Source organism: Pseudomonas pichavaramensis, from assembly GCF_050473265.1.
Lineage (GTDB): Bacteria > Pseudomonadota > Gammaproteobacteria > Pseudomonadales > Pseudomonadaceae > Aquipseudomonas.
This window is the reverse complement of the sequence record NZ_JBJKFJ010000001.1, coordinates 458,468-485,276: the sequence shown is the minus strand read 5'-3', so window position 1 is coordinate 485,276 and position 26,809 is coordinate 458,468. Positions and strand designations below refer to the sequence as shown.

General features: G+C 64.7%; 20 protein-coding genes and 1 pseudogene. 7 read left to right on the top strand and 14 right to left on the bottom strand.

Annotated features, from left to right (window positions below):
• Nucleotides 1-10 precede the first annotated feature (10 nt).
• On the bottom strand, nt 11-3,082 hold the full coding sequence (fdnG, locus tag ACJRW5_RS02120; protein WP_484568879.1) for a formate dehydrogenase-N subunit alpha: 3,072 nt from the start codon (nt 3,080-3,082) through the stop codon (nt 11-13).
• Nucleotides 3,083-3,230: 148 nt separating this feature from the next.
• Between fdnG and ACJRW5_RS02115 the strand changes: the two genes are divergently transcribed.
• Nucleotides 3,231-3,680 carry a DMT family transporter gene (locus ACJRW5_RS02115; RefSeq protein ID WP_484568878.1) on the top strand — a complete coding sequence of 150 codons (450 nt, stop codon included), beginning with the start codon at nt 3,231-3,233 and terminating at the stop codon, nt 3,678-3,680.
• 1 nt (nt 3,681) lies between these two features.
• Here the strand turns inward: ACJRW5_RS02115 and ACJRW5_RS02110 are convergent, their stop codons facing one another.
• Nucleotides 3,682-4,617, bottom strand: coding sequence for an SdiA-regulated domain-containing protein (locus ACJRW5_RS02110; RefSeq protein ID WP_484568877.1), 936 nt, complete (start codon nt 4,615-4,617; stop codon nt 3,682-3,684).
• Nucleotides 4,618-4,919: 302 nt separating this feature from the next.
• On the opposite strand from ACJRW5_RS02110, the gene ACJRW5_RS02105 reads away from it, so the two are divergent.
• Nucleotides 4,920-6,047 (top strand): GGDEF domain-containing protein, encoded by a 1,128-nt coding sequence (locus tag ACJRW5_RS02105; RefSeq protein ID WP_484568876.1) that lies wholly within the window; start codon nt 4,920-4,922, stop codon nt 6,045-6,047.
• 114 nt (nt 6,048-6,161) lie between these two features.
• Here ACJRW5_RS02105 and ACJRW5_RS02100 read toward each other — a convergent pair whose 3' ends face one another.
• The 5 genes and pseudogenes from ACJRW5_RS02100 to ACJRW5_RS02080 form a co-directional block, all read right to left on the bottom strand.
• Complete coding sequence (locus tag ACJRW5_RS02100; protein ID WP_484569140.1) at nt 6,162-6,890, bottom strand: methyl-accepting chemotaxis protein; 729 nt, start codon at nt 6,888-6,890, stop codon at nt 6,162-6,164.
• 135 nt (nt 6,891-7,025) lie between these two features.
• Nucleotides 7,026-8,048 (bottom strand): annotated as a pseudogene (locus tag ACJRW5_RS02095) (HAMP domain-containing protein); the annotation flags it as partial.
• Between the two features lie 235 nt (nt 8,049-8,283).
• On the bottom strand, nt 8,284-10,575 hold the full coding sequence (pbpC, locus tag ACJRW5_RS02090) for a peptidoglycan glycosyltransferase PbpC (protein WP_484569139.1): 2,292 nt from the start codon (nt 10,573-10,575) through the stop codon (nt 8,284-8,286).
• Between the two features lie 46 nt (nt 10,576-10,621).
• On the bottom strand, nt 10,622-10,960 hold the full coding sequence (locus ACJRW5_RS02085; RefSeq protein WP_484568875.1) for an endonuclease domain-containing protein: 339 nt from the start codon (nt 10,958-10,960) through the stop codon (nt 10,622-10,624).
• A 185-nt stretch (nt 10,961-11,145) separates the two neighbouring features.
• On the bottom strand, nt 11,146-16,044 hold the full coding sequence (locus tag ACJRW5_RS02080; protein ID WP_484568874.1) for an alpha-2-macroglobulin family protein: 4,899 nt from the start codon (nt 16,042-16,044) through the stop codon (nt 11,146-11,148).
• Between the two features lie 161 nt (nt 16,045-16,205).
• Here ACJRW5_RS02080 and ACJRW5_RS02075 point away from each other — a divergent pair, with 161 nt between their 5' ends.
• From ACJRW5_RS02075 to ACJRW5_RS02065, 3 genes are read left to right on the top strand one after another with little or no spacing between them, the layout of a single operon-like run.
• On the top strand, nt 16,206-17,585 hold the full coding sequence (locus tag ACJRW5_RS02075) for an MATE family efflux transporter (protein ID WP_484568873.1): 1,380 nt from the start codon (nt 16,206-16,208) through the stop codon (nt 17,583-17,585).
• Entirely contained in the window at nt 17,557-18,585 is a 1,029-nt protein-coding gene (locus ACJRW5_RS02070) for a sensor domain-containing diguanylate cyclase (RefSeq protein ID WP_484568872.1), read from the top strand. Before ACJRW5_RS02075 ends, ACJRW5_RS02070 begins: the two co-directional genes overlap by 29 nt.
• 18 nt (nt 18,586-18,603) lie before the next feature.
• Nucleotides 18,604-19,065: a DUF2214 family protein gene (locus ACJRW5_RS02065; RefSeq protein WP_484568871.1), complete on the top strand. Its 462-nt coding sequence runs from the start codon at nt 18,604-18,606 to the stop codon at nt 19,063-19,065.
• 3 nt (nt 19,066-19,068) lie between these two features.
• On the opposite strand, the gene ACJRW5_RS02060 is transcribed toward ACJRW5_RS02065, so the two are convergent.
• From ACJRW5_RS02060 to ACJRW5_RS02050, 3 genes are read right to left on the bottom strand one after another with little or no spacing between them, the layout of a single operon-like run.
• The gene (locus ACJRW5_RS02060; RefSeq protein WP_484568870.1) at nt 19,069-19,500 is read right to left on the bottom strand and encodes a carboxymuconolactone decarboxylase family protein; all 432 of its coding nucleotides are present in this window, start codon (nt 19,498-19,500) and stop codon (nt 19,069-19,071) included.
• Nucleotides 19,497-20,129 (bottom strand): FMN-dependent NADH-azoreductase, encoded by a 633-nt coding sequence (locus tag ACJRW5_RS02055; protein WP_484568869.1) that lies wholly within the window; start codon nt 20,127-20,129, stop codon nt 19,497-19,499. Before ACJRW5_RS02055 ends, ACJRW5_RS02060 begins: the two co-directional genes overlap by 4 nt.
• A 1-nt stretch (nt 20,130) precedes the next feature.
• Entirely contained in the window at nt 20,131-20,571 is a 441-nt protein-coding gene (locus ACJRW5_RS02050) for an N-acetyltransferase family protein (RefSeq protein ID WP_484568868.1), read from the bottom strand.
• Nucleotides 20,572-20,661: 90 nt separating this feature from the next.
• Between ACJRW5_RS02050 and pdxR the strand changes: the two genes are divergently transcribed.
• Nucleotides 20,662-22,074, top strand: coding sequence for a MocR-like pyridoxine biosynthesis transcription factor PdxR (pdxR, locus tag ACJRW5_RS02045; protein WP_484568867.1), 1,413 nt, complete (start codon nt 20,662-20,664; stop codon nt 22,072-22,074).
• A 3-nt stretch (nt 22,075-22,077) separates the two neighbouring features.
• Here pdxR and speA read toward each other — a convergent pair whose 3' ends face one another.
• The 4 genes from speA to ACJRW5_RS02025 form a co-directional block, all read right to left on the bottom strand.
• Nucleotides 22,078-23,991 carry an arginine decarboxylase gene (gene speA, locus ACJRW5_RS02040; protein WP_484568866.1) on the bottom strand — a complete coding sequence of 638 codons (1,914 nt, stop codon included), beginning with the start codon at nt 23,989-23,991 and terminating at the stop codon, nt 22,078-22,080.
• A 120-nt stretch (nt 23,992-24,111) separates the two neighbouring features.
• Complete coding sequence (locus ACJRW5_RS02035; protein WP_484568865.1) at nt 24,112-24,483, bottom strand: translation initiation factor Sui1; 372 nt, start codon at nt 24,481-24,483, stop codon at nt 24,112-24,114.
• A 352-nt stretch (nt 24,484-24,835) separates the two neighbouring features.
• Nucleotides 24,836-25,384 carry an NUDIX hydrolase gene (locus ACJRW5_RS02030; protein WP_484568864.1) on the bottom strand — a complete coding sequence of 183 codons (549 nt, stop codon included), beginning with the start codon at nt 25,382-25,384 and terminating at the stop codon, nt 24,836-24,838.
• Nucleotides 25,384-26,451: a DUF2333 family protein gene (locus ACJRW5_RS02025; RefSeq protein WP_484568863.1), complete on the bottom strand. Its 1,068-nt coding sequence runs from the start codon at nt 26,449-26,451 to the stop codon at nt 25,384-25,386. The genes ACJRW5_RS02030 and ACJRW5_RS02025 overlap by 1 nt, the downstream gene beginning before the upstream one ends.
• Before the next feature lie 27 nt (nt 26,452-26,478).
• Between ACJRW5_RS02025 and ACJRW5_RS02020 the strand changes: the two genes are divergently transcribed.
• Nucleotides 26,479-26,766: a hypothetical protein gene (locus tag ACJRW5_RS02020; RefSeq protein ID WP_484568862.1), complete on the top strand. Its 288-nt coding sequence runs from the start codon at nt 26,479-26,481 to the stop codon at nt 26,764-26,766.
• The last annotated feature ends 43 nt before the right edge of the window (nt 26,767-26,809 follow it).

Sequence of the window (26,809 nt, the reverse complement as noted above, 5' to 3'; positions counted from 1 at the left end):
GGCGCTGCTCCTATGCCTTTTCCACGTTGACCAGGAACGACTTGAATTCCGGGGTCTGCGTGTTGCCGTCACCGACGAAAGGCGTGAGGGTGTTGGTCAGGTAACCGTTGCGCGCCACGCCGGCGAAGCCCCAGTGCAGGGGTATGCCGATCTGGTGCACGGTCTTGCCGTCCACGGTGAGCGGTTTGATGCGCTTGGTCACCACCGCCAGCGCCTTGATGTAGCCACGGTTGGACGACACCTTGACTCGCTCGCCGGCGACGATGCCAAGCTCCCTGGCCAGCGCCTCGCCGATCTCGACGAACTGCTCGGGCTGGGTAATGGCGTTGAGGCGGCAGTGCTTGGTCCAGAAGTGGAAGTGCTCGGTGAGACGGTAGGTGGTCGCCGCATAGGGGAACTCGTCCGCCTTGCCGAACAGTTCCATGTCGCCCTGGAACACCCGCGCCGCCGGGTTGCTGATGGCCACCGGGTTGTCCGGGTGCATCGGGTTGCGCCCGATGGGCGTCTCGAACGGCTCGTAGTGCTCGGGGAACGGCCCTTCGGCCATCTTATCCACGGCGAACAGGCGCGCCACCCCTTCGGGGTTCATGATGAAGGGGTTCATGCCGGCATCCGGCGGCGAGTCGGGCTTGAAGTCGGGCACATCGGTGCCGCCCCAGGCTTTGCCGTTCCACCACACCAGGCGCTTCTTCTCGACGTCCCAAGGCTTGCCGCTGACATCGGCCGAGGCACGGTTGTAGAGAATCCGCCGGTTGGCCGGCCACGACCAGGCCCAGCCGAGGGTCTGGCCCATGCCGTAAGGGTCGGCGTTGTCGCGCCGCGCCATCTGGTTGCCCTGCGGCGTCCACGAACCGCAGAACAGCCAGCAGCCACTGGCGGTGCTGCCGTCGGCGCGCAGCTGAGCGAAGCCGGACAACTGCTCACCGCCCTTGACCAGCAGCGCGCCGCTGGCCGGGTCGGTCAGGTCGCTCAGGGCCTTGCCGTTGAACTCGCGGGCCAGCTCGTCCGGGCCGGGCTCGTCGGGTTTCAGGTAGGACCAGTCAAGATTGAGGATGGGCGCGGGGAAGGCACCACCCTCCTTGGCGTAGAGCCCGCGCAGGCGATGATAGAGGCCGGCCATGATGGCGATGTCGGTGCGCGCCTGGCCAGGTGGTTCGGCGCCCTTCCAGTGCCACTGCAGCCAGCGCCCGCTGTTGACCAGCGAGCCGTCCTCCTCGGCGAAGCAGGTGGTGGGCAGGCGGAACACCTCGGTCTGGATGCTGGCGCTGTCGACATCGTTGAACTCGTCGACGTGCTTCCAGAACTCCGAGGTCTCGGTGGCCAGCGGATCCATGATCACCAGGTACTTGAGCTTGCCCAGCGCCGCGCCGACCTTGGCCTTGTTGGGAAACGAGGCGATCGGGTTGAAGCCCTGGCAGAAGTAACCGTTGACCTTGCCCTGGTACATCATGTCGAAGACCTTGAGCACGTCGTAGCCGGGAATATCCAGCTTCGGCAACCAGTCGTAGCCCCAGTTGTTCTCGGCCGTGGCGTTCTTGCCGTACCAAGCCTTCATCAGGCTGACGTGGAATTTCTCGTAGTTCTGCCAGTAGGACAGTTGCCCAGGCCGCAGCGGCTTGGGCGCACGCTTGGCAATGTACGCGGCGTAGCCCTGCTCGGCATCGAGCGGCAGGCTGAGGTAGCCTGGCAACAGGTTGGAGAGCAGCCCCAGGTCGGTCAGACCCTGAATATTGGAGTGGCCGCGCAGGGCGTTCATGCCGCCACCGGGCATGCCGATGTTGCCCAACAGCAGTTGCAGCATGGCGCCGGTGCGGATCATCTGCGAGCCCACCGAGTGCTGCGTCCAGCCCAGGGCGTACATGATGGTCATGACCTTGCCCGGCGCCGAGCACTCGGCAATGGTTTCCCAAACCTGCAGCATCTGCGCCTTGGGTGTGCCGCAGATGCTGCTGACCAGGTCCTGGGTGTAACGGCTGTAGTGCTTCTTCAGCAGGTTGAACACGCAGCGCGGGTGGCTCAGGGTCGGGTCGACCACGGCATAGCCGTCCTCACCGATCTCGTAGCCCCAGCTGGCCTTGTCATAGCGCCGCTTCTCGGCGTCGTAGCCGCTGAACATGCCATCGTCGAAGGCGAAGTCTTCACGCACCACGAAGCTGACGTCGGTGTAGTTACGCACGTACTCGTGCTGGATCTTGTCGTTTTCCAGCAGGTAATTGATCAACCCGCCGAGGAAGGCGATATCGGTACCGGTGCGGATGGGCGCATACAGGTCGGCCACCGAGGCCGAACGGGTGAAGCGCGGATCGACCACCACCAACTTGGCCTGATTGTGCGCCTTGGCCTCGGTCACCCACTTGAAGCCACAAGGGTGGGCCTCGGCGGCATTGCCGCCCATGATCAGTACCAGATCGGCATTCTTGATGTCGACCCAGTGGTTGGTCATGGCGCCACGGCCAAACGTCGGGGCAAGACTTGCCACCGTCGGGCCGTGTCAGACACGTGCTTGGTTATCGAACCCCAGTATGCCGAGAGAGCGCACCACCTTGTGGGTGATGTAGCCGGCCTCGTTGCTCGACGCAGAGGCAGCCAGGAAGCCCGTGCTGAGCCAGCGGTTGACCGTCTGCCCCTGCTCGTTCTTCTCGATGAAATTGGCGTCGCGGTCGGCCTTCATGTGCCGGGCGATGCGGTCCAGCGCCTGGTCCCAGTCGAGGCGCTTCCACTCGCTGGAGCCGGCCTCGCGCACTTGCGGGTACTTGAGGCGGTTGGGGCTGTGGACGAAGTCCAGCAGGCCGGCGCCTTTCGGGCAGAGGGTGCCGCGGTTGACCGGATGGTCGGCGTCGCCTTCGATGTGGATGATGTTCTGCGCCACGTTCTTTGCCGCGTCGCCCTGGCTGTACATGATCAGGCCACAGCCGACCGAGCAGTAGGGGCAGGTGTTGCGGGTTTCGGTGGTGCTGGTCAGTTTGAAATGCCGCACCTGGTCGGCGAAAGCATCCGGGGGCGCGACCCCCAGAGCCGCCAGGCTCGATGCTCCAAGGCCTACGCCGCAGACCTTGAAGAACTGTCGACGGTTCATGTCCATCGTGGGTTCTCCGAATCAGGCAGACGCCCGGTACATTGCCGGACGCATCGACAACAAGCCTAGATCATCGCCCCACCTTGGCCAGGCGCTTCGTCGGATCACCAGGGCAGCGCATAATGGCGGGCTTTTTCTGCCTTGGAGTCCCCCCATGAACCACATCAGCGGATGGCTGCTCGCCCTGCCCTTTCTCGCCGGTGCCGTGCTGCCGCTGCAGGCCGGCATCAACGGCCAGCTCGCCCGTCACCTGTCCAGCGTGCTCGCCGCCGCGCTGGTCTCCTTCGCCGTCGGCAGCCTGGCGCTGCTGCTGATGACCCTGAGCCAGCGCGAGCTGCCCGGCTTTGCCACGCTCAAGGAGCTGACCTGGTGGCACTGGAGCGGCGGCCTGCTCGGCGCCTTCTTCATTGCCACCGCTGCCTTCGCCGGGCCACGTGTCGGCGCCCTGCTGTTCATGGTACTGGTGATCGCCGGGCAGCTGGCCATGGCCATGACCCTCGATCACTTCGGCTGGGCCGGCTTTCGCGAGTCGCCGATCACGGCCGGCAAGGTCGCCGGTTTGCTGTTGATCGTCGCCGGCATCTGGCTGATCCGGCGCGGCTGAGTCAGCGCCGTTGCAGGCGATAGAACAGGTTCGGTTCGCTGGCTATGTACAGGTTGCCCTGGCCATCGAAGGTCACGCCTTCGGCCTGCGGCACGCTATTTTGCAACCCGGCGAAACCACCCAATAGCGAGCGGTAGCTGATCAGACGGCCATCGCGGCCGAGCTCGATCAGCGACTGCGACTCGTCGCTGAGCAGCACCAGGTGGCCGGTGCGCTCATCGAAGTGCACCGATGACAGGTCGCTGGCCAGAATCTTCTGCTCGATCCAGTCCTGGCGGTCGATCACTTCCAGGTTGAAATCCCCTTGCAGGCTGCTTTTCAGCCCACGGATTTCATACAGCTTGCGCGGCGAATGCTCCTTGACCACGAACAGGCGGTCGCCGGCGCGGTCGTAGCCGAGCCCCTCGAAGCCCTGATTGCCAGCGAGATCGATGCCCAGCGTCAGCGCCCGGTGCTGCTCGCGGCGAATCGCCCCGGCGTGTTTCGGCACGGCCACGGCGACCAACGCGTGCTTGCGCTCCTCGGCCAGCAGCAACAGGTCGTCACCCAGGTAGGTGACGCCCTCCACGTCCTGAAAACCCTCCAGCGAATAACGCTCGATCAACTCGCCGTCCGGGGTCAGGCGCAGCAGTTGTTCCGGGTTGTTGAGCACCGCCCAGATCTGCTGGCGGTCATCGTCGTAGCTGAGCCCGGAGAAGTTGTTGCTGACCCCGGCGACCGGCTTGGCGTCGATCGTCACGCGATACTCGGGCAACCACAGGCTGCGATGCTCCCAGGAGTCTTCATGCCCGGCAGTCTTGACCCAGAAATACAGCCGCTCATCCAGATGCAGCAGTTGTATGGAGTAGGCCGCCAGCAGCACGGCCAGCAGCAGCGCCCATTTCCATGGGCTGAGTACAGGAAGCTTTCCAAGCATCCCCTTGGTCGCGGACAGCATCGCAGAGCGCTCGCATGAAGGTGGATGAACGACAGTGTCCGAGGGTTTTGTTGCAATCGTGCGCGGGTATCGAACGGAGGCTCTGACCACAGCGGGGAAACGCGGGTTCTTTGCCGCTGAGCAGGCAAAGGTAACAGGACATTTGCGCAGCCGACCTGGAAGCGACGGGCAGGATCAAGTAGTGGCAATTAGACACTAATCTTAAAGACAAAAAGCGCTATGCTCAGGTGAAATGGCTTCTGTGATCACAAAAACATCCCGAGAGGCGGTGCCATCGCCTCGCGCGGAGCCAGAGCAAAGAAATGACCGACGCCGAAGTACCGCGCCAGCCCAACACCTTCGCCCTGTGGCGTGAAGTGGACGACACCCGCATCCGTACCCGCCTGGGTGGCTTCTTCTATCTGCTCGCCTGGCTGCTGACCTGGATTTTCAGTTCATCGCCAATGGATATCCTCGTCAGCGGCGTACTGGGATGCTGCATCTTCGCTGCGCTGCTGGCCGCACGGCTGCTGCACCGCCCCGATGAAGTCGATAACCCACAACGCCTGCAGCGATGGCTCGACCGTCATTGGGGCCTGATTCTGCTGACTGCGCTCTGTTGGGGGCAGGCGCATGCGCTGGTGCTCTACAGCCCGGCTTATGACGGCTCGGAGCTGATCGCCACGCTGTCCACGATGGCTTTCAGCACCGCGATGACCTTCAACTTCGCCATGCGCCGCGGCCGTTCGCTGCTGGGGCTGGTGCTGCTGTACCTGCCAGGGCTGGTCGTGATGGCGATGAACTGGCAGGCGCAGCACGCCATGTTGATCACGCTGACGTTCTACCTGGGCTACCTGGTGCTGGTGCTAGGCCGCAATCATCGCGAGTACCGCGCCACGCTGGCACTGGAGCTGAAGTTGCTGGAGCAGCAAAGCCAGCTCGACCTGCTCAGCCGTACCGACAGCCTGACCCAGCTAGGCAATCGCTATCAATTCAACAACCTCTTCCCCGCCCTGGTGGCCAATGCCATCCGCCAGGGCGAACCATTGTCGCTGGTGCTGATGGATATCGACTTCTTCAAGAAGGTCAACGACGAGCACGGTCATGCCGGTGGCGATGCCTGCCTGAGCGCCTTTGCCGAGCGCATGCGCCGAGTGTTCCGCCGTGACGCCGATGCGTTGTTGCGCCTGGGAGGCGAAGAATTCGGCGTCCTGCTGCCCGGCACTACCCTGGCACAGGCCTGGGACCTGGCGGAGCTGTTTCGCCGAGAGCTGGAAGCGGAAGGTCTGGAGATGTCCGGGCAAAACCTGTTACTGACCACCAGCCTCGGCGTCGGCTGCTTCAGCAGCCGCCATGACGGTGACGCCGATGCCTTCTTCCGTCGCGTCGACAGCGCGTTGTATCGGGCCAAGCGCGAAGGCCGCAACCGTCTGGTCTCGGCCGATCACTGAGGCTCCGCTGACTCGAGATCGCGTGCGGGGCTTGGGTAGGGCGCGCTACGCGCACCAGCAAATCTGCGGCGACAAGCTGTGCTCACGGCGCGCCCTACCAAGACAGCATCCCGACTAGAGACGGAACTTGCCCATCTGCCCCGCCAGGTCATCGGCCAGACGGCTGAGGGTCTGACAATTCTCGCGGCATGCATGAACTTCACCGGCGGTGTCATGCGCCAGGTCGGCGATGCCCTGCACGTTGCGGTTGATCTCCTCAGTCACCGAGCTCTGCTCCTCAGTCGCGGCCGCTACCTGGGTGTTCATGTCGCTGATGCGCTCGACCTGCTCGGTGATCGCCCCCAGTGACTGCCCGGTACGCTGGCTGGACTCGACACCGGTGCCGGTCGCCGACTGCCCGGCATGCATGGAGCTGACTGCCGTCTCTGCGCCCTGCTTGAGGCGCTGGATCATCTGCTGGATTTCATCGGTCGAGGCCTGGGTACGGCTGGCCAGGGTACGCACCTCATCGGCGACCACAGCGAAGCCACGTCCCATCTCGCCAGCCCGTGCGGCCTCGATGGCGGCGTTGAGCGCGAGCAGGTTGGTCTGCTCGGAAATCCCGCGAATCACCGCCAGCACCTGATCGATGGAGGCCACCTGGTCAGCCAGTTCGGTAACCGCCTCGGCAGCGCTGCCGATGTCCGCCGACATCCGCTCGATATGGGCAATGGACTGCCCGACCACCTGACGGGCCGTTTGCGCTTCATCACGCGCCGTATGCGAGGACTGCGCGGCGTTGCTGGCATTGCGGGCGATCTCCTGCACGGTCAGCCCCATTTCGTGCACGGCCGTGGCCACCATGTCGGTCATTTCCTGCTGCTGGCCGGCGCGGCCGGCGGTGTTCTCCACCACGCGCGCCACCTGACCGACCGCCGTGCGCAGGCGCTCGCTGGTTGCCAGCACGTCACCAATCAACTCTCGCTGGCTGGCAAGAAAACGGTTGAAGCCCCGCGCCAGATCACCCAGTTCATCGGCTCTGGATTCATCGAGACGACGGGTCAGATCGCCTCCTCCGCCGCCGATTTCCACCAGAGCCTGAGTCACCTGCCGAATCGGTCGCACCAGCCCACGTGCCAGCAGTACGACCAGAACGAGGAACAGCAGCGCCACCGCGACGCCGATCAGGCTGGTCATCAACAGCGCCTGACGAGCCTCGGCGTAGATTTCAGCCTCAGGTACCTCACTGACCAGCAGCCAATCTAGGCTGGCGAATTTCTGCGCCACGACGAGAAACGTCTCGCCGTCACGCTGGAAACGTACGGCATGACTGCCACCGGCCAGAACCTGGCGGGCGGCGTCGGCACCGAAGAGCTCACTCAGCTTGCCGCTGCCGCTGAGCTCCGAGCGCGGATGCACTTTGACGTTGCCCTGGCTGTCGACCAGAAACACCTGGCCGCGCTCGCCGAAGCGAAACTCGCTGATCATCTTCGACATATCGGCCAGGTCATAGCCCAGCCCCGAAACGCCAAGGGTCTTGCCGTCACGCCTGATTCGCTGATTGATGAAAAGCGTGGGCAGGCGCGTGGTCTTGTCGATGTCGATTTCCAGCACACGGTCGCGGTCGCTGTCGACCAGGCGATAGAACCACTGGTTCTCCGTCTGACTGCGGTCGAGGGTGCGCATCAGCCCTTCACCGGTTGTGTAGTTGCCACTGGCCAGCGAGACGATGGACGTGGTCATGGCGTTCTGCTGGGCGCGCACGCCTTCCAGGTAACGGGCGAACTCGTCGCGTCGCGCCCCATCTTCACCGGCGGCCAGCCAGTCTTGCACCAGGCTGTTCTCGGCGATCGAGGCATTGGCGGTAATCGGTGCGGTCAGCACCCGCTCCAAATCATTGCGTATCGCCAGTACACGCGCAGGCAGCGCTTCTTCGATCAGGTAGCGCTCGGTGAGGCGATCGACCACTGCCGAGTAGATGCCGACGACAATCAGAATGCTGGCCAACAGGGCGGCGCCCATGCTGAGGATCAACTGCCACTGAATACTACGTTGCCAGAGGCGCATGGGGTTCTCCCGGAGGTGGTTCAAAGCTGGACCCGGCAATTGGATACAAAAATGTACACAAATTGCAAATTGGTTACCGACAGGTTTCCTATCGGCGGTTCCGGCTTGGACTTTACGCAGCTCATCCGGGAAGTCAGGCGGGGCGCCTGCGCAGAGCGGTCGGCAGCGCAGAGTGCGACGCCGGCAAGATTCAGGGAGCGACGCTGAACTCCAGACGAGCGGTCTGGCCGCCCTCGTCGAGCACGCTGAGCTGATGCCGACCGCTGTCGAATATCTGACTGAAGGTTGCGTCCATCGCGCTGTCGCCAAGCGGCTGGCCATCGAGGAACCACCAGCGCCGACCGCTGCCGCCGAGTGCCGAAAGGCTCAGGCGCAGCGGTTCGTGATGACCCTGCGGCCTGCTCAGCCGATCACCATCGCGCACACCGACGATGGTCAGCGGCGCCGCCTGGTTGCTTGGCGGTGGCGGGCAGTTCGGGTCGATGTCGGGCAGCCGTGCAGCGCGCTGCTCGCGCCGCGGCAGCCAAGGCTCAAGCGGCGCCGGCCACAGATCCAGCTCCCGCCCCTCGGCGCCGGCACAACCGGGGCCAACACGCTTGCCCTGAGCGTTGACCCAGTAACGTTCGCGCAGGCCGCTGCCCAGCGGCTGATCCGCCGCCAGCAGAGTTGGCGGCGTGGTGCCCTCCAGTGTCCAGGCGAAACGCAGGCGGCGGCAGTTGGGTTCCTCCTTGCTCATCTGCTGGCCCAGCGGCCAGCAGATGGCGGCCACACCCACTTCCGCCGGTTGCGGATCGGCAGGTGCGGCGATGCCACGCTGACTGTCACGGTTGACCAGCAGATCATGCACCTGCAGCAGCAGCGGCGCGGCCGAGGCCAGGCCGAACTGGCCGGGCACCGGCGTGCCGTCGGGACGGCCGATCCACACCCCGATCAGATGCCGTGGGCCGACACCGATGGCCCAGGCATCGCGAAAACCGTAACTGGTGCCAGTCTTCCAGGCCAGCGTCGGGCGCTGCGCCAGGTAGGCGCGCGGGTCGCGGTCGGGGCGCGCCTGACCGCTGAGAATACGGCGGATGATCCAGGCCGAGCCCGGTGACAGCAGGCGTCGCTCGCGCAACACAGCGTCAGGCTGCAAACGCGGCTTGGCGGCCATGCCCTGCCTGGCGAAAGCACTGTAGCCGGCCACCAGCGACTCCAGCCGCGCCCCGCCGCCACCGAGGATCAGCGCCAGGTTGGGCTCGGCCAATGCCGGCAAGCGGATCGGCACGCCAGCGCCACGCAACTCGCCGGCAAAACGCTTCGGCCCATAGGCTTCGAGCAATTGCACGGCCGGCAGATTGAGCGAAGTGGCCAGCGCCTCGCTGGCCGACACCGGGCCGATAAAGCCGGCGGCGAAGTTGCCGGGGCGGTAGTCGCCGTAATGGCGCGGCACATCCTGCAGCAGCGACTCGGAATGGATCAGCCCGGCATCCAGGGTCATGCCGTAGAGGAAGGGCTTGAGCGTCGATCCCGGCGAGCGTAGCGCGCGGACCATGTCGACATGGCCGAAGCGCGCGCTGTCGCCGATATCCACCGACCCGAGATAGGCACGCACCGCCATGCTTTCGTGCTCGACCACCAGAATCGCTGCCGAGGTACGCTGCGGCAAACGCGCGCGCCAGCCCAGCAGCAGGTCTTCCAGGCGCAGCTGCAAGCTGGCGTCGAGGGTGGTGCGAATCAACGGAGGGCTACCGGCGCGGTTCAGCCGCCGCGCCAGCAAGGGGGCCAGGCTCGGCTCGCGACGCGGGGCGAGAAACACCGGCTCCTCCAGCGCTTCGTCGACCTGCTGCTGTGGCCACACCTGGAACTCACCGAGGCGGCGCAGCACCTTGTCGCGCGCGGCCTGAGCGCGCTCGGGGTGACGATCCGGACGCAGGCGGCTGGGCGCCTGCGGCAGCACCGCAAGCAAGGCCGCCTCGGCGCGCGTCATTTGGCTCGGCGGTTTGCCCAGGTAACTCCAACTGGCTGCTGCCACGCCCTGCAAGGTCCCGCCGAACGGCGCGCGGTTCAGATAGAGGGTGAGGATTTCGTCCTTGGACAGGTGCCATTCGAGCTGTGCGGTACGCCACAACTGCTTCAGCTTGCCGGGCAGGTCGCGACTGTGCGGGTCGAGCAGGCGCGCCACCTGCATCGACAGCGTGCTGCCGCCGGACACCACGCGCCCTCCGCTGAAGTTCTGCCAAGCCGCCCGCGCCAGCGCCAGCGGGTTCACTCCTGGGTGCTGGCGAAACCAGCGGTCCTCATAGGTCAGCAGAGCCTCAAGGTAATAGGGCGAAACCTCGTCCACCGCCACCGGGTAGCGCCACACACCATCATGATCGGCGAAGCGCCACAGCGGCGTCCCATCCTCGGCCAACACCACACGGGCCAGATCATCGTCGGGCAGGGGCAGCGGGAAGAGCTGGTCAGCGAGCCAGAGCAGGGCTAGGGGGAGTAGAAGGATGAGGAGCGCTCGCGGCCCTCTCCCCCAGCCCCCAACGGAGCCGCACCTATTCGTCAGGACGAGCAACTTGGCGAATCTGTTCAAGTACAGCCTCCGTTTCAGTCAATACCTGATGATTCCAGAAGCGCAGCACACGATAGCCTCGACTCTCCAGATAATGCTCACGTTGCTGGTCGTATTCCGTCTGCTGCTGGTGTTGGCCACCGTCCAGTTCGATGACCAGCCAACATTCGGTGCAGATGAAGTCGACGATATAGGGACCAATGGGTTTCTGCCGTTTGAATTTGAGGCTGAGGAAACGATGGCCGCGCAGGTAGTGCCAAAGCCGCTGTTCAGCGTCGGTCATCTCGCGGCGCAGGCGTTTGGCGTTGTCGAGCAAGGCCATGGTTCCTCCTTGAACCGTTTGCCCTCTCCCCCAGCCCCTCTCCCGCAAGCGGGAGAGGGGAGCGATATGAGGTACGCCTGATATTGAGTACGTCCTACCTTAGAAGCGGTGCGACGCGTATCTGACAGCTGGCACGATCAGCCCCCTCTCCCATTTATGGGAGAGGGTTGGGGAGAGGGCCGCTTCTAGCGCTCCCTCACCACCAGCGACGACGGCGCACTACCCAGCGCCTGCCAGCTCGGCCGGTACATCGACTCCACCTGAGGCGGTGGCACGCGGTAGCTGCCGGGGGTCACGGCGCGGGCCAGATAGAGCAGATGGGTGGTGCCGTAGCCATCGATATCCACGGCGGCCACGTAGCGGTCGCCGCGGTATTCCTGGTGCTTGATCCGCGCGTTCTGCATCGAGTTGCGCCATTCCTTGACGTTGCTGCCGGCGTCGTCGAGGCTCGCGGCGCTTTGTGCCAGGTTCTGGTTCTCCAGCTCCAGGCCGGCGGGCAGCAGGTCGACCACCAGCGCATCGGGCACGCGCTCCTTGGCGCGCACGGCCAGATGCACCAGCACCAGCTCGCCACTGTCCAGGCGCTGCAGGTCAAGCGGGCGGCCGTCCATGCCGAGGTATTCGCGCTCGATGCTGAGGTTCTCGCCGCCTGCACGCGGCGCCTGGGTCGGGTAGCCGGACAGGGTCAGTTGCTGGTACAGCGTGGCGCTGCCGGCGTTGCTGACGCTCAGCGGCTCGGCCAGTTCGGCGCGTTCGAGCTTGATGCCCGGCTGCTGGTCGCTCAGTTCGAACTGGAAGGCGCCGCTGGCGAGCGCGGCGCGCCAGCTCTGCTCCGGCTTGCTGAGGATGCCGCGGCCGGCGAGGAACAGCGAGTTGCGCTCCTGAGTCGACAGCCAGCGCTTGCCGGCCAGCTCATCGGCCAGGTCGAACAGGCGCTGCTCGCTGTGCTCTGCGGCCAGGTCGTTTTCCTCGAGTACCGCGAGGATCAGCGCCTGGTCACGCAGCGGGCTGCCGTAGTCGGCCATCCAGCGCTCGCCATCACGCTTGCGACCCAGGCCAGTCGCCAAGGCCTGGCCGGCGCGCGGGCCGTCGCCCATCAGTTTCAGCGCCGCCGCCAGTTGCACCAGCGGCAGGCCAGAACGGGCGTCGTTACGGCGGTCGAACAGGCTGCGCAGCGCGCCCAGCGGCGCCTGCTGGCTGCGCGCCAACACGTAACCGGCATAGGCCTGCACGGCGAAGCGGGTGTGAGCGAAATCCTGGCTGTAGCTGGCCTCGATCAGGCTGCTCTGTTGCAGGTAGCGCAGCAGGCGGTCGCTGGCCTTCTTCAGCGCCTCGGCCGGTACGCCGAAGCCCTGCTCACGGGCGCGCAGGAGGAAGTCGGTGACGTAGGCAGTCAGCCAGTACTCCTCCTCGCTCTCGGCGCTCCACAGGCCGAAGCCGCCGTTATGACGCTGCATGCCGAGCAGGCGCTCGATGCCCAGCTCGATGCTCTTGCGTCGCTGCTCGTCCGGCTCGCCTTCCAGGCCGAGGCGCTTGAGGCTGGCGGCATCGGCGTACAACGAGGGGTACAGGCCGCTGGTTGTCTGTTCCAGGCAACCATAGGGATAGGCCTTGAGCGCGCGGATCTGCTCGCCGAGGTTCAGCGGCGGCCGGCTCGACAGCGCCAGCACCGCCTCCAGCCCGGCCGGCTCGAACTGATTGAGCGTGCCAGCCGGCATGCTCCACGGCTCGCCCTCGCCCAGTACGGCGCGGAAGTGTTGCAGCTGCGCCGGATAGGCCGGACGAATGCCCAGCGTCCACTCACGGGTGAAATCACCCGATGCCTCGCCCGGCAGGGTAAGCCCCTGCACCTCGACATGGATGCGCCCCTGACCCAGGCCACCTTCGGCGCGCACCGGGATGCGTAGCGTGGTGCGTTCGCCATCCTTGAGGGTGATCGGCGACTCGCCCTTGCCGAGCAGACGCAGCTGGCCCTCCACGTCCAGCTGCACGTCGAGCTTCTGCTCGCTGCCGGAGAGGTTGGTCAAATCCAGCGCCAGGGTGGTTTCGTCACCGCCGGCGAGGAAGCGCGGCATCGACAGTTCGGCAACCAGCGGCGCCGCCACCACTGTCTTGGCCTCGGCCATGCCGAAGCGCTCGTCGGTCCAGGCCTGCGCCATCAGGCGCAGCTCACCGTTGAAGTCGGGGATGTCCAGGCTGACTTCGCCTTCGCCCTTGTCGTTCAACTTCAGTGCATCGCTCTGCAGGGCGACGATCAGCACACTGGTGTCCGGGCGCTTGCCGCCGGCGGCGAGGCCGGCGTCACCACCGAAGGCCAGGCTGGCGACGCGACCTTGCGCTTCGATCAGTTGCCCGTAGATATCCAGCTGGTCGGCGCCATAGGCCTTGCGCCCGAAGAAGTTGGCGAAGGGGTCGGGCGTGGCGTAGCTGGTGATGTTGAGGATGCCGACATCCACCGCGGCCACCAGCACATGCACCTGCTCGGGGATGCTGCCATCGGCGTTGCGCGCGCTGACCTTGACCTTCAGTGGCTGCTTGGGCCGCATCTTCTCCGGCGCGTCCAGGCTCACCGCCAGTTTGCGCGGCGCACGCTCCAGCGGCAGGTGCAGCAGGCCCACGGCCCGCTTCGGCGTGACCTGCGCCTTGCGCTCGCCGGGGCGCACCACCAGGGCACTCAGGTACAGGTCATGCCGCGCCCATTGTTCGTCGATCGGCAATTCGAAGGTCTTGCCTTCGGCCGGCACGCTGATTTCCTGCCACCACAGCGGGCCCTCGCTGGACTCGACCAGCAGATAGCCGTTGCCGGCGGCCGGCGGGGTGACGGTGATCTTGGCCACGTCACCGGCGGCGTAGGCTGGTTTGTCCAGCGCCAGCTTGACCTGGTCCGGGCGCACCGCACCGCCGTCAGCGTTGTCCTGCCAGCGATAGCCGGCCCAGAAGCGCAGGTTGCTGACCAGACCGGTCTGGTTGTCCACCACCTCGACCCGATACGGGCCCCACTCCACCGGGAAGCTGACCTTGGCGGTGCCGCCGGCGGCGATCTTCAGCGGCTCGTCGCTGAGGGTGAGGAATTTCTCGTTGTAGTTGTGGCGCCAGCCCTCACCGTCGGAGAAGCTCCAGAAGTAGTCACGACGCTCGCGCACCAGGCGCACGTTGAGGTTGTCGGCGGCCAGCTTGTTACCGGCGGCATCAGCGACGAGGATTTCGAACTCGGCGAGGCTGTCGGCATCGACCTCTTCACCATCGAACAGGCCGCGCACGCCCGGCAGGCGCTCGGCCGGCCATACCGGCTGCACCAGGCGCCGGGTGATCGGGCGACCACCGGACTCCTGCAAGCTGGCCTGGAGGATCAAACGCAGCGGCGACTTGGCGTCGCTCCAGCGATTTTCCGGACGCAGCACGCCGCGCCCTTCATCGTCGAGGTTCTGCTCGTCGAGCTCCTGATCCTGGCTCAGATCGGCTTCGGTGATATCGCCGAACTGATAACCCGGCAGGCTCGCCACCGCTTCACGCAGCGGGCGCACGTAGAGCTGGCCGCTGAGGCGATTGCCAGCGGCCGGCGCGCCGTAGAGGTAACGACCGGTGACGGCGAACTCGGCGCTGTCGCTCGGTGCGTACGGTTGCTCCTGGCCCTCGAGTTCCAGCGCCATGCGCTCGGGCAGGAAGTCTTCGACGAGAAATTCATACAGCTGCGGGCTGCCGTCACCCAGGTCGAGCAGCAGTTGCCAGCGCCCGGTCGGCGCCTCTTCGGCCAGTGCCAGCTGATACTGATAGAGGCCGTTGTCGCCGGCATTCCAGACGAACTTGCGGCTGACCTGCTCATCCGGGCGACGCACCTCGACGCTGATCGGCTGGGCCTTGACCGGGCTGCCGTCGGCGTCGCGCAGCAAGCCGTTGAGCAGCACGGTTTCGCCTGGGCGATAAAGGTCGCGTGGGCCGAACACGAAGAACTGCAGGGCATGCGCCTTGGGGCCGGTGATGTCGAACTCGGCGAGGTCCAGCGCCGGCGTGTTCAGACGCAGCAGGCTGGTCTGTTCGTCCTGCTTGGCCAGCAGCACCTGGGCCTTGGCCGGCAGCGGCAGTTGCGCGTGGCCGGCGGAATCGGTCTCACCTTCGGCGAGCAGCGCGCCTTCACCATCGAGCAGCTCCAGCTGCACGCCGGACTGCGCCGCGCCACCCTCCAGGGCCTGGGTGAAGACATCCAGGCGATCACGGTAGCGATGTGCCGACAGGCCGATATCGCTGAGGCTGAACAGGGTGGCCGGTTGCGAATAGCTGTAGCTGCCCGCTTCGCGCATCACCGCCAGGTACACACCGGGCTGCTTGAACGGCTCCAGGCCGGCAATCGGCAGAAGCAGGGTTTCGCGGGTGTTGCGCGCCGGGTTGAGGTCGAAGCGCCCGCCATACACCAGGTCGGCCATGGGCAGCAGCTCGCGCGCTTCCCAGGTGTCCAGGTTGCTGGCGCGGCCCCAGCGCGAGAGGAAGTTGGGCAGCGCTTCTGGCTTGATGCGGAAGAACTCGACGTTGACCTTGTCGACGTTCAGCGCGATCACTGGCAGGCCTTCGGCGAGACGGGTCGGCAGCAGCGAACCACGGCTGGCGAAGCCGACACTGGCCTGCAGGTCGCGGGTTTCGAAGCGGCTGACGTACTCGCTGGCGAGCTTGCCGCCGGTGATCGACTTGAGCCCGGCATCGACGGTCAGCACCAGTTTGCGCTTGGGCTCCAGATGGCGCAGACGCAGCTCGCTGAGGTTGTCGGTCAGCTCCCAGGCGCCGTCGACCTTGCCGCTGGTGCTGTCGACCAGATGCAGGCGTTCGGCGAACGGCTGATCCGGGTCCAGGGGAATGGAAAAGGTCACCGACAGGGTGCTGGCGCCATCGAGCTGCACCTCGGAAACATCGACCACCTCCAGCTCCCGGCCAGCGTAACGCGTGGCCAGCGCCTCACGGTCCACCGCAGGCTGCGGCGCCTGCGGCTGCTGCGCAGCAGGTGCGGCGGGTGTCACCGTGGCGGGCGGTTCAGAAGAATCACAGGCGCTGAGCAGGCTCAGTACCAAGGCCAGAAGCAGTCCTTTGTTCGGCATTGCGGGCTCCAGATCAGGGGGCGCAGAAGCCGACAACTATAGCCGAGCGGCCTTGTCGACGACGAGTCATGCCGACGAATTCGCCAAGCTCCGCACACTCCGTCATCGCATGCGGCGACACTGGCGCTGTGCCTATAATCGCCGCTTTGCCGGAGCCGTTCATGTCCGCCCTGTTCGACGCCTGGCGCCACACCCCGACCCAACGCAAGGTCTGGGCGCTGGCCGCGCCGATGATTCTGTCCAACCTCTCGGTACCGCTGGTAGCGTTGGTGGATACTGCGGTGGTGGGCCACCTGCCGCATGCGCATCAACTGGCGGCGGTGGCGGTCGGCGGCAGCCTGTATACCCTGCTGACCTGGGCCATGGGTTTTCTGCGCATGGGCAGCACCGGCTTCGCTGCCCAGGCTGCCGGCCGTGATGACGGCGGCGCGCTGCGTCAGGTGCTGCTACAAGGACTGGGGCTAGGTGTGCTGCTGGCCTTGCTGCTGAGCCTGCTGGCCATTCCCTTCAGCAGCGCGGCGCTGAGCCTGATGCAGCCCTCGGCCGAGCTGGACCAGCTGGCGCGCCAGTACTTCCAGGTCCGCCTGTTCGGCCTGCCCGCCAGCCTGGCCACCTATGCGCTGATCGGCTGGCTGCTGGGGACCCAGAGCGCGCGCGGGCCGCTGGCCATTCTGCTCACCGCCAACCTGCTCAATGTGACGCTGGACCTGCTCTTCGTGCTCGGCCTGGAATGGGGCGTAAGCGGCGCCGCCTGGGCCTCGGTAATCGCCGAATGGAGTGGCGCCTTGCTCGGCCTGTGGCTGACGCGCGGCGCACTGGCACGCTACCCCGGCCAACTCGACGCTAGCGCGCTGAAACACTGGAGCAGTTGGCGCCCGCTGCTGGCGGTGAACCGCGATATCTTCATCCGCACCCTGGCGCTGCAACTGGTGTTCTTCCTCATTACCGTGCAGGGCACGCGCCTGGGTGACGCCACCGTGGCAGCCAACGCCTTGCTGCTCAACGGCCTGACCCTGACCGCCTACGCCCTCGACGGCCTGGCCCATGCAGTCGAAGCCCTGTGCGGTCACGCCCTCGGCGCACGCGACCGCCATGCGCTGCGCCGCGCCCTGCTGGTGGCCGGAGCCTGGTCGCTGCTGGCCAGTGCCGGCTTCGCGTTGTTCTTTCTGCTGGGCGGCCACTGGTTCGTCAGCCTGCTCACCGATATTGCCGAGGTGCGCGAACTGGCCATGAACTTCCTGCCCTACCTGGCGCTGCTGCCTCTACTGGCGGTATGGAGCTACCTGCTCGACGGCCTGTTCATCGGCGCCACGCGGGCGAGGGAGATGCGCGACGCCATGCTTATCGCCCTGGCCCTGGCTCTACCGTTGGCCTGGTGGCTGCAGAGCCTGGGCAACCACGGGCTGTGGTTGGCATTTCTGGCATTCATGGGGATGCGAAGCCTGGTTCTGGGCGGCTATGCTTGGAGCATGACTCGTCGCAACCTGTGGTTCCCCCCCGGAGAAATCGCCGATGCTCAGTGCGCCGCTACCCGAGAATGAGGCTGAACGCCAGCAGGCACTGGAGAGCCTGGAAATACTCGATACACCAGCTGACCCCTACCTGGATGCACTCACCCGCCTGGCCCGTGACCTGTTCGGGGTCAAGACGGCGCTGATCAGCCTGATCGACAACGAGCGCCAGTGGTTCAAGAGTCGGCAGGGTCTGGATGTCGCCGAAACGCCGCGCTCGGTGTCGTTTTGTGGCCACGCGATCTTGCAGAGCGAGCCACTGGTGGTCGAAGACAGTCACCGCGACAGCCGGTTCTGCGACAACCCAATCGTACAGAACACCCCTTACGTGCGCTTTTATGCCGGTCATCCACTGTTCGATGCCCAGCACCAGGCGCTCGGCACGCTATGCCTGCTCGATCCGGCACCACGTCGCCTCAAGCGCCAGGAGGCGATGCGACTCAAGGACCTGGCCTATCTGGTGCAAGGCTACCTGCAGCTGCGCCACCGCGCTAACCAGGCCGACCAGCTAAGCGATGCGCTCGATCGCGAACAGCGCAAGGGCATGCTCGACCCGCTGACGCAGCTGTGGAACCGTGCCGGGCTGCTGCATTTTCTCCCCCTCGAGCAGGCGGTAGCCGCGCGCAGCGGCTTGCAGGTCGGCCTGATCTACTGCGATCTGGACCACTTCAAGCGGGTCAATGACGCACATGGCCACGATGCCGGCGATCATGTGCTGTGGGAAAGCGCGAGGCGTATGAGTACGGCGGTAAGACCGCAGGATGTAGTCACACGTAACGGCGGCGAAGAGTTCGTGATCCTGGCGCTGGTTCACGACGAAAAGGGGCTGCTGCAGATCGCCGAGCGCATTCGTCTGGCCATCGCCGACCAGCCAATGATGGTCGACGATATCCAGCTGCAGCAGACCGCCAGCCTCGGCTGTACCTTGCTGGCGCCTGGCGAGAACAGCGCCGCCGCGCTCAAGCGAGCCGATCAGGCGCTCTATCGCGCCAAGCACGAGGGCCGCAACCGCAGCCTGCTCGCACCCTGACCCCGAGAGGACGCCCGCATGGCTGCCGCAACCGGCGCGTACCTGCATTACCTGTCGATCTTCGCCCTGTTCGCCCTGCTCAGCATCGAGCACGTGTTGTTCAAGGCGCCGCTGGACCTGTCACGGGCGCGCAGCCTGATGATCACCGACATCGCCTACGGCATCTGCGCCGGACTGGTGCTGGTGACCGGCGTTGCCCGCGTGCTGTGGTTTGGCAAGGGCACTACCTATTACCTGGGTAATGGCTTGTTCCATGCCAAGGTCGGGCTGTTCATCCTCGTTGGCCTGCTGTCGATCCTGCCCACCTATGTGTTCTTCAACTGGCGCAACGCGGTGCAGGCGGGTCAGGCACCAGAACCGAGCCCCAGGCAGGTGCGCCTGGTGATCTGGAGCATTCGCCTGGAGCTGCTGTTGCTGTTGCTGATCCCCTTGTTGGCGACCTTGATGGCGCGCGGCTATGGTGTGATCGCGACGCCGTGATCATCAAAGACGCATGCCGATGGCGAGACGATTGAGTCCGTTCATCAGGGCCACCGCGATGGTCAGATCGGAGATTTCCCTGGCCTCGAAATGCGTCGCCAGCGGCTGATAATCCACATCAGCAGCATGACTGCTGGTGATGTCGCTCAGGGACTCGGCCCAAGCCAGCGCCGCTCTCTCCCGAGCATCGAAATGACGACTCACGCGCCAGCCAGCAAGACTGTCCAGCTTGATCTGAGGCACGCCACTCTCGCGCAGAGACGCACTGTGCGTTTCCAGGCAGTAGGCACAGCCATTGATCTGCGAAACGCGTAAATAGAGCAGTTCGATCAGCACCTTGCCCAGTGGACCACGCTCCAGTGCGGATTTGCTGCTCAGCAGGCCCTGCATCGCCTCGGCAGAAAGCTCGTAATAAGGCTGGCGTAAACCGCTCATGCGATTGCTCCTGAAATGTTGCAAAAAGAGAGATGGGGATTGAAATCAAGCTGCCCGCGCGCCTGCGCCATCATCAGCTCGATGTGCTCCGGGCCACGCACCAGCCCCTGCAGATGGATGAACTCCAGGTCATGAATACCCAGCGTGCTCAGCACATGGCGCAGATAGGGGCTGAGGAAGTCCGGCTGACGCGCCCGCTCGCCCCGGTAGATGCCACCCGCACTGATCACCACGAAGGTTGGACGATCCTCGAGCAGGCCCAACTTGCCCGCTTCGGTCGCCGTGAAGCTGCGGCCTATGCGCAGCACGTAGTCGATCCACAGCTTGAGCGTCGCCGGCACCGTGAAGTTATGCATCGGCGTGGCAATCACCAGGCAATCGCTGGCCTCCAGTTCAGCGATCAGTCGTTCGGACACAGCCAGCGCCGGGTCATCGCCTGAGGCTTGCAGCAAAACAGCATCGGCATAGCTCGCATCGAGCGGCGGCAAAACCTCGCGGGACAAATCACGCTCGATCACTCGCGCCCCGGGATAACGGCGGCACAAGCGGCCGACCATTTCCCGAGCCAGGCGACTGCCATGGCTTTGCTGGCCATAGGGGCTGCACTCGAGTAGCAGTACTCGCCGCATCTCAAAGCCCCTCGCGAAAGTGCATACCCATCGCCAGCAAGCCCTGACGGTAGTAGAAACGCTGGCCACGCGCGTTGCTCAAGGCCGTGTCCAGTACCAGGTTGGCACAACCCAGGCGCCGCGCCTGCGCACGCACCTCCGCCAGCAAGCGCTCGCCTATGCCCTGGCTGCGCACATCCTCGCGTGTCACCAGGTCATCAACATAGAAAAATCGCCCGTGCAGCAGATTCTCCTGCAGCCGGCACCCCGCCAGCCCCACCACCTCGTCACCGACGCGCGCCGCCAGCAAGCTGTAGCCCTGCTCTGCCTGACGCTGCAGGCGCTGGATGAAATCATCGGCGTCAGTCAGATGTGGGCGCAACACGCGCATCAGCGTAAAGCAGGCGCGCTGGTCATGCGCGTCGCTCAGCCATTCGTAGCGGCAATCGGTAGTAGCGGACATGGCAGTTCTCCATTGACGATGGCGCTACTCTAGGCAGAGCATGGCATAGCCAATAGATCCAAGATATGACGAACTGACTAGGACATAGGTATGCACGGCATTCGCCTGGCCCCTGAGCGCGACCAGTCCACACCTATCTATCTGCAGCTGTATCAGCGTCTGCGCGAGGCCATAAGCGACGGACGTCTGCAGCCAGGTGAACGGGTACCGTCGGTAAGGGCGCTGGCCAGCGAACTGAACCTGGCCCGAGGCACCGTCGAAACAGCCTATCAACTGCTTGTCGGTGAGGGTTATCTACTGGCTCGCGGGCCAGCGGGAACCGTGGTTTCACCGCAGTTGGCGCACGTATCGACACCTGCCGTCCAGCCATCGGCATCCCCGCAGACACTTCACCCCATCTCTGCATCGACTCACGACGCCTTGCCCTTGCAGCTCGGTCTACCGGCGCTGGACGCCTTTCCGCGCAAGCTCTGGAGCCGTCTTGGCAGCCGCCATTTACGCCAGATGAGTCCCGCCGATCTCGGCTACCCTGCCGCAGCAGGCCTACCCGCACTGCGCCGCAGCATCGTGCGATATCTGGGAGTATCACGTGGTATCGCCTGTGAGCCGGAGCAGGTCTTCATCACCGCCGGCTTTCGCAACACGCTGCTACTGATCCGTCAGGCCTTGTTGCACGCGGGCGACAGTTGCTGGTTCGAAGACCCCGGTTACTTCAAGGCGCGCCAAACGCTCGAGGGCGCCGACGTGAGACTCGTCCCCGTCCCCGTGGACGCGCAAGGCCTTCGCATCGAGCATGCACTGGCAACAGCAGAGGACGCTCGCTGCGCCCTGATCACGCCATCCCATCAAAGCCCTCTGGGGGTTTCGCTGAGCCTGCCGCGACGCCTGGCGCTGCTCGACTGGGCAACGGCCAGGAACGCCTGGATCATCGAGGATGACTACGACAGCGAATACCGCTACATCGGGCGCCCACTACCAGCCCTGAAAAGCCTCGATCACGCAGGCCGCGTGCTTTACTGCGGCACCTTCAGCAAGGTGTTGTTTCCCGGCTTGCGCCTGGCCTATCTGGTGGTACCTCGCGAACAAGTGGCACGCTTCGAGGCCTGCGCGCGCGACTTCGACCATGCCTGCCCGGCACTGCCCCAGGCGGTCACCGCGGACTTTCTCGACCAGGGTCATTTCGCCCGCCACCTCAAGCGCATGCGCACGCTCTATGCCGAACGCCGCGATCATCTGGCCAAGGCACTGGAGACGGTACTCGGTGCACGCCTGCGCGTGGAGCTGCAAGCCGGCGGCATTCACCTGCTGGCCCGGCTAGATGCAGCGCAAGACGACCGCGCCCTGGCAACCCGCGCACAAGCAGAGGGGCTGGCGGTAATGGCGTTGTCGCAATGGTCACAGCAGCATCCCTGCGGCAGCGGACTGCTGCTGGGCTTCACCAATGTCGCCAGCGCCGAGCAGGCATTGCACCTGGCTCGACGCTTGGCAGAGGCGATCAGCTGAACATCAGGACGCCAGGTACGACGAACGGGTCAGGCCCAGACGCAGCGCATCAAGGAACTGGGTACGCTCGCGGGCGCTGATCTTGGCGCTGGCCACCTTGTCACGGTAATGGGTCATCAGCTCTTCGGGCGACAGGTGCACGTAACGCAGCATGTCCTCGATGGTGTCGTGGGTTTCGATGCCCGCGTGCACCGGGCTGCCGTCGGCGGCCTGGTAGATGTTCACCGAGTCGGTGTCACCGAACAGGTTGTGCATGTCGCCGAGGATTTCCTGGTAGGCACCGACCAGGAAGATGCCCAGCACATAGTCCTCGCCCTCCTTGATCTCGTGCACCGGCAGGCTGGTCTCGATCGACTGCTCGTCGACGTACTGGCGGATCTTGCCGTCGGAGTCGCAGGTCAGGTCCTGCAGCACGGCGCGGCGCAGCGGCTCCTCATCCAGGCGCGTCAGCGGCAGGATCGGCAGGATCTGGCCGATGGCCCAGGTGTCCGGCAGGCTCTGGAACACCGAGAAGTTGCAGATGTACTTGTCGGCCAGCTTGTCGTTGAGTTCGTCGAGTACCGCACGGTGCGAGCGCTGACGCGCCTTGAGCTGGTTGTACAGTCGGCGGCAGATGGCGAAATAGCACTGCTCGGCCAGCGCCTTCTGCGCCAGCCCCAGCTTGCCGGCCGAATACTGCGCGGCCACTTCCTCGATGTAGTGGGTGGCGCGCCAGTAGGTCTCGGCGACCATCTCCGGGTCGCTGTCGTCGAGCAGCTCGATCAGCACCTGCAGCACTTCCGGTTGTTCCACGTCCGGGTCGATCTCCGGCACCTTGTCGTTGTGCCGCTCGACATCGGTGACCTGCACCAGCAGCACGGCGTGGTGCGCAGTCATCGCCCGGCCGCTCTCGGAGAAGATGTGCGGATGGGGGATTTCCTGACGGTCGCAGAACTCCTTGAGCATGTCGACCACGGCATCGGCGTAGTCCTGCATGTCGTAGTTGATCGAGCTGGCGTTACGCGAATGAGTGCCGTCGTAGTCCACACCAAGGCCGCCGCCGACGTCGATGTGATCGACCGGCAGGCCCATGGCACGCAGCTCACCGTAGTAACGGATGGCCTCACGGAAGCCCTTGCGATAGTCGGCGATGTTGGCGATCTGCGACCCCATATGGAAGTGCAGCAGGCGGATGCCCTGGTCCAGCCCGGCGTCGCGGAAGCGCTCGACCACCGAGAGGATCTGCGCGGCAGAGAGACCGAACTTGGACTTCTCGCCACCGGTGTCGGCCCACTTGGAGGACGCCAGCGAGGACAGACGTACGCGCAGACCGATTTGCGGCGCGACCTTGAGCTCGGCCGCCTCCTCGATCACCAGGCGCACTTCCGACTCTTTCTCGATGACGATGAATACGTTGTGGCCGAGCTTCTGGCCCATCAGCGCCAGGCGGATGAACTCGCGGTCCTTGTAGCCGTTGCAGACGATGGTGCCACCCTTGGGCGCCAGCGCCAGCACTGCCAGCAGCTCGGGCTTGGAGCCGGCTTCAAGACCGATGGAGACGTTCTGCGTGGCGATGATGTTCTCCACCACCGCCTCCTGCTGGTTGACCTTGATCGGGTACAGCGCGGTGTAGCGGCTCTGGTACTCCAGGCGCTCGATACTGGCGTCGAACGCGCCCGTCAGGCGACGCACGCGGTCCTGCAGGATGTCCGGGAAGCGCACCAGCAATGGCAGCGAAAGGCCGCTCTGGCGCAATTCTTCGACCTGCTGGGTAAGGTCGATCGGCGTGCTTTCCGGACCGTTGGGACGCACCTCGACGCGACCGGCATCGTTGATCGAGAAATAACCGGCGCCCCAATGGCGAATGCCGTAGACACTGCGACTATCGGCTACGGTCCATTGGCTGCCGTCGTCTTTGCGGGTGCGTCGTGCGGACATCTAAGTCTCCCTGAAAATGGGTTTGCGCAACCTCGGGTCGCGTCAGAAATTAAAGGCGATAGATGACGGTTGCTCGGCGATCGACCACCGAACCCCGTGGAAAGTTTAGAAAAAGCTGGCTCAGCCGCCGGACTTCTTCGCGGTAAAACCGCGTTTGCCCAGTTCGGCCAACAGCAGATCGACGTGATCACCCTGAATCTCGATCACGCCATCCTTGAGTGCGCCGCCGGTGCCACAGCGCTTTTTCAGCGCACTGGCCAGTTCCTTGAGCGGCTCTTCGGCCAGCGGAACGCCACTGACAGTGGTGACGGTCTTGCCGCCACGGCCCTTGGTTTCTCGGCGCACACGAGCGATGCCGTCGCCTTCGGGAATGCGCGTCTGTTTGCAGATGCAGGCATCCACAGGCTGGTTACAGTCCGGACAATGGCGACCGCCATCGGTGGAATAGACGAGACCGCTCAGGGCGGAAAATGAAGAGGCTTTCTTGACCACCGGCTTGTCCTCGTAGGGGTCAGGATAGCGACTGGCCGATAGAAATCGACCGCGAAGCCCCACTCAGGCAGGGGCAGCGCAGACGGACAGGCGTCCGCCAAAAGGCCGCGCAGTGTAACGGCAAAGGCAGCACTTGCTAAGTATGAATTTGCGTCATTGTGCGGCACTCTGGCGACGCTGTTCGTCATCGTGCACGGAGCGCTCGGAATGCCTTACGCCGTAGGGTGCGCCGTACGCACCGAAGGCTTCAGCGGCGACAAGGCGGTGGGCACAGCGCACCCTACGCGCAGGAACTAACACAACCACCCTCTCCCGCCCTTCGGGCACCCTCTCCCGCAGCGGGAGAGGGTCATCAGCCGGCCGCAAGCGGCCTTTTTATGTAGCGCTCCAGTGCCGCCAGCGAGTCTGGGCAATAGGGCAGATGCCGGGTTTCCTCCAGCGCCTGCTCGACGCTGATGAAACGTGCTTCGAGCACCTCCTCCGGCTGCAACACCAGCGGAGCATCGGACACTGCGGAGTAGGCCATGCACCACAGGCGGCTTTCCGGCGCGTCATAGAAAAAGTGCGCGTGCTCGACCAACTCGGCGTCGGCGATACCCAACTCCTCGGCCAACTCACGCTGGGCCGACAGCAGATAGTCCTCGCCCTCAAGCACCATGCCGCCTGCCGCTACATCCCAGTAGCCTGGGTACAGCGCCTTGCTCAGGGTGCGCCGGTGTACGCAAAGCAACCCGGCCGAGTTGAACAACAGGATATAAGTGCCACGACCAATCAGGCGACGCTCGCGCAATTCGGCCCGTGATACGCCGCCCAGCGGTTGATCCTGCTCGTCGACCCAGGCGACCCGCTCCTGATCCGAAGCGGCGCGATGCGCCGCCTCGGTCGCCGAGATCGCGTCCATCAACCCTGGCTCAGCAACTGGCGCAGGTCGATGATGCCGGCGTTGGCGCGGGAGATGTAATTGGCCATCACCAGCGAGTGGTTGGCCAGGATGCCGTAGCCACTGCCATTGAGAATCATCGGACTCCACAAGGTCGCCTGCGCGGCCTCCAACTCACGAATGATCTGGCGCACGCTAACGGTGGCGTTTTTCTTCGCCAGCACATCGGCGAAATCGACTTCGATGGCACGCAGCAGGTGCGCCAGCGCCCAGGCCTGACCACGGGCTTCGTAGAACACGTTGTCGATCTGCAGCCACGGTGTTTCATACACACCGCCCTCGCCTACGACACCGGACTCCTCGGCATCGTTGCCGACTTCCAGACTGCTGTTCAGGCGCACCTGACCAACGCTGGCAGACAGGCGCTGAGACAGCGAGCCCAGGCGTGTACCGGCATCGCCCAGCCAGTTGTTCAGGTTGTCGGCACGGGTATAGAACTGCGCGTTGCGCTGACCCGAATCGGCCAGACGGGCGAGATAACGATCGAGCGCCTTGATGCCTTCGCGGTATTCCGACTCGGAGGCCGGCAACGCCCAGCTCTTGTTATCGAAGTGAAAACGCGGCTCGGCCTTGGCCAGATCCGGGTCCTCGGTCGATTGCGACTGCGAACGGGAGAAATCCTTGCGCAGCGCCCGGGAAAAATCGCGCACCTGCACCAGAACGCCGTATTCCCAGCTTGGCATGTTGTCCAGCCACAGACCCGGCGGCGCCAGGTCGTTGGACAGATAGCCGCCCGGTTTGTCGAGCAGCGTGCTGGCAACCTGCTTGAGGGTTTCCACCGTGGTGTAACCCGTGACCATCTGCCGCTGCGCCTGCTGCGCCGAGGCCTGAGCGTGTTGTTGCACCTGAAAGGCGTTCGGCTCCTGGCTCCAGTACCAGCCCACGACCAGCGTCACCAGCAGATACACTCCGAGCAGCCCGCCGAGCGCGCGTCCGATCAGGCTGGTGCTGCCGCGCTCGCGCCCCAGTTTCGCGGTCTTGTCGGCATCGTCAGGCGAGCTCGCCGCGCGATTCTTCCAGTCCAGCATGGCAGTGTCCTTTTTAAGCGAATTCGAATGTTCGACCACAACCCGACCAACGGGTTGCGACCTGTTCCGCACTATAAGGCAAGCTCGCAGCAAAACGCAGGGCGTCGGGGCAAACTTACCACTGGTAAGGATGGCAACGGTTTTGCGGCTTCCCTGGGCGGAGCCGCAAATGAACTACCCCGGCAGCTTCGAAAATCCTTCTACTGCCGCTCGCTGGCGAGGTCAGAAATTGTTCCAGGCAATTTTTTGTCGCCTATTCGACAGAAATACCGCCGTCAATTGATCGGCGGCAATGCCAGTGCCCTCAACAAGTGATAGCATCAAGCCACTACTGACTTAACCACATATAGAAGTCGGC

Excerpts from the sequence above, each read along its gene's own strand:
- ACJRW5_RS02060 (WP_484568870.1), bottom strand. The coding sequence starts at position 19,500 with ATGAGCGGTTTACGCCAGCCTTATTACGAGCTTTCTGCCGAGGCGATG.
- ACJRW5_RS02025 (WP_484568863.1), bottom strand. The coding sequence starts at position 26,451 with ATGCTGGACTGGAAGAATCGCGCGGCGAGCTCGCCTGACGATGCCGAC.
- ACJRW5_RS02065 (WP_484568871.1), top strand. The coding sequence starts at position 18,604 with ATGGCTGCCGCAACCGGCGCGTACCTGCATTACCTGTCGATCTTCGCC.
- ACJRW5_RS02055 (WP_484568869.1), bottom strand. The coding sequence starts at position 20,129 with ATGCGGCGAGTACTGCTACTCGAGTGCAGCCCCTATGGCCAGCAAAGC.
- ACJRW5_RS02020 (WP_484568862.1), top strand. The coding sequence starts at position 26,479 with ATGTTCGACCACAACCCGACCAACGGGTTGCGACCTGTTCCGCACTAT.
- ACJRW5_RS02050 (WP_484568868.1), bottom strand. The coding sequence starts at position 20,571 with ATGTCCGCTACTACCGATTGCCGCTACGAATGGCTGAGCGACGCGCAT.
- ACJRW5_RS02105 (WP_484568876.1), top strand. The coding sequence starts at position 4,920 with ATGACCGACGCCGAAGTACCGCGCCAGCCCAACACCTTCGCCCTGTGG.
- ACJRW5_RS02115 (WP_484568878.1), top strand. The coding sequence starts at position 3,231 with ATGAACCACATCAGCGGATGGCTGCTCGCCCTGCCCTTTCTCGCCGGT.
- ACJRW5_RS02070 (WP_484568872.1), top strand. The coding sequence starts at position 17,557 with ATGCTCAGTGCGCCGCTACCCGAGAATGAGGCTGAACGCCAGCAGGCA.
- speA (WP_484568866.1), bottom strand. The coding sequence starts at position 23,991 with ATGTCCGCACGACGCACCCGCAAAGACGACGGCAGCCAATGGACCGTA.
- pdxR (WP_484568867.1), top strand. The coding sequence starts at position 20,662 with ATGCACGGCATTCGCCTGGCCCCTGAGCGCGACCAGTCCACACCTATC.
- ACJRW5_RS02080 (WP_484568874.1), bottom strand. The coding sequence starts at position 16,044 with ATGCCGAACAAAGGACTGCTTCTGGCCTTGGTACTGAGCCTGCTCAGC.
- ACJRW5_RS02100 (WP_484569140.1), bottom strand. The coding sequence starts at position 6,890 with ATGGTGGCCACGGCCGTGCACGAAATGGGGCTGACCGTGCAGGAGATC.
- ACJRW5_RS02075 (WP_484568873.1), top strand. The coding sequence starts at position 16,206 with ATGTCCGCCCTGTTCGACGCCTGGCGCCACACCCCGACCCAACGCAAG.
- ACJRW5_RS02110 (WP_484568877.1), bottom strand. The coding sequence starts at position 4,617 with ATGCTGTCCGCGACCAAGGGGATGCTTGGAAAGCTTCCTGTACTCAGC.
- ACJRW5_RS02030 (WP_484568864.1), bottom strand. The coding sequence starts at position 25,384 with ATGGACGCGATCTCGGCGACCGAGGCGGCGCATCGCGCCGCTTCGGAT.
- ACJRW5_RS02085 (WP_484568875.1), bottom strand. The coding sequence starts at position 10,960 with ATGGCCTTGCTCGACAACGCCAAACGCCTGCGCCGCGAGATGACCGAC.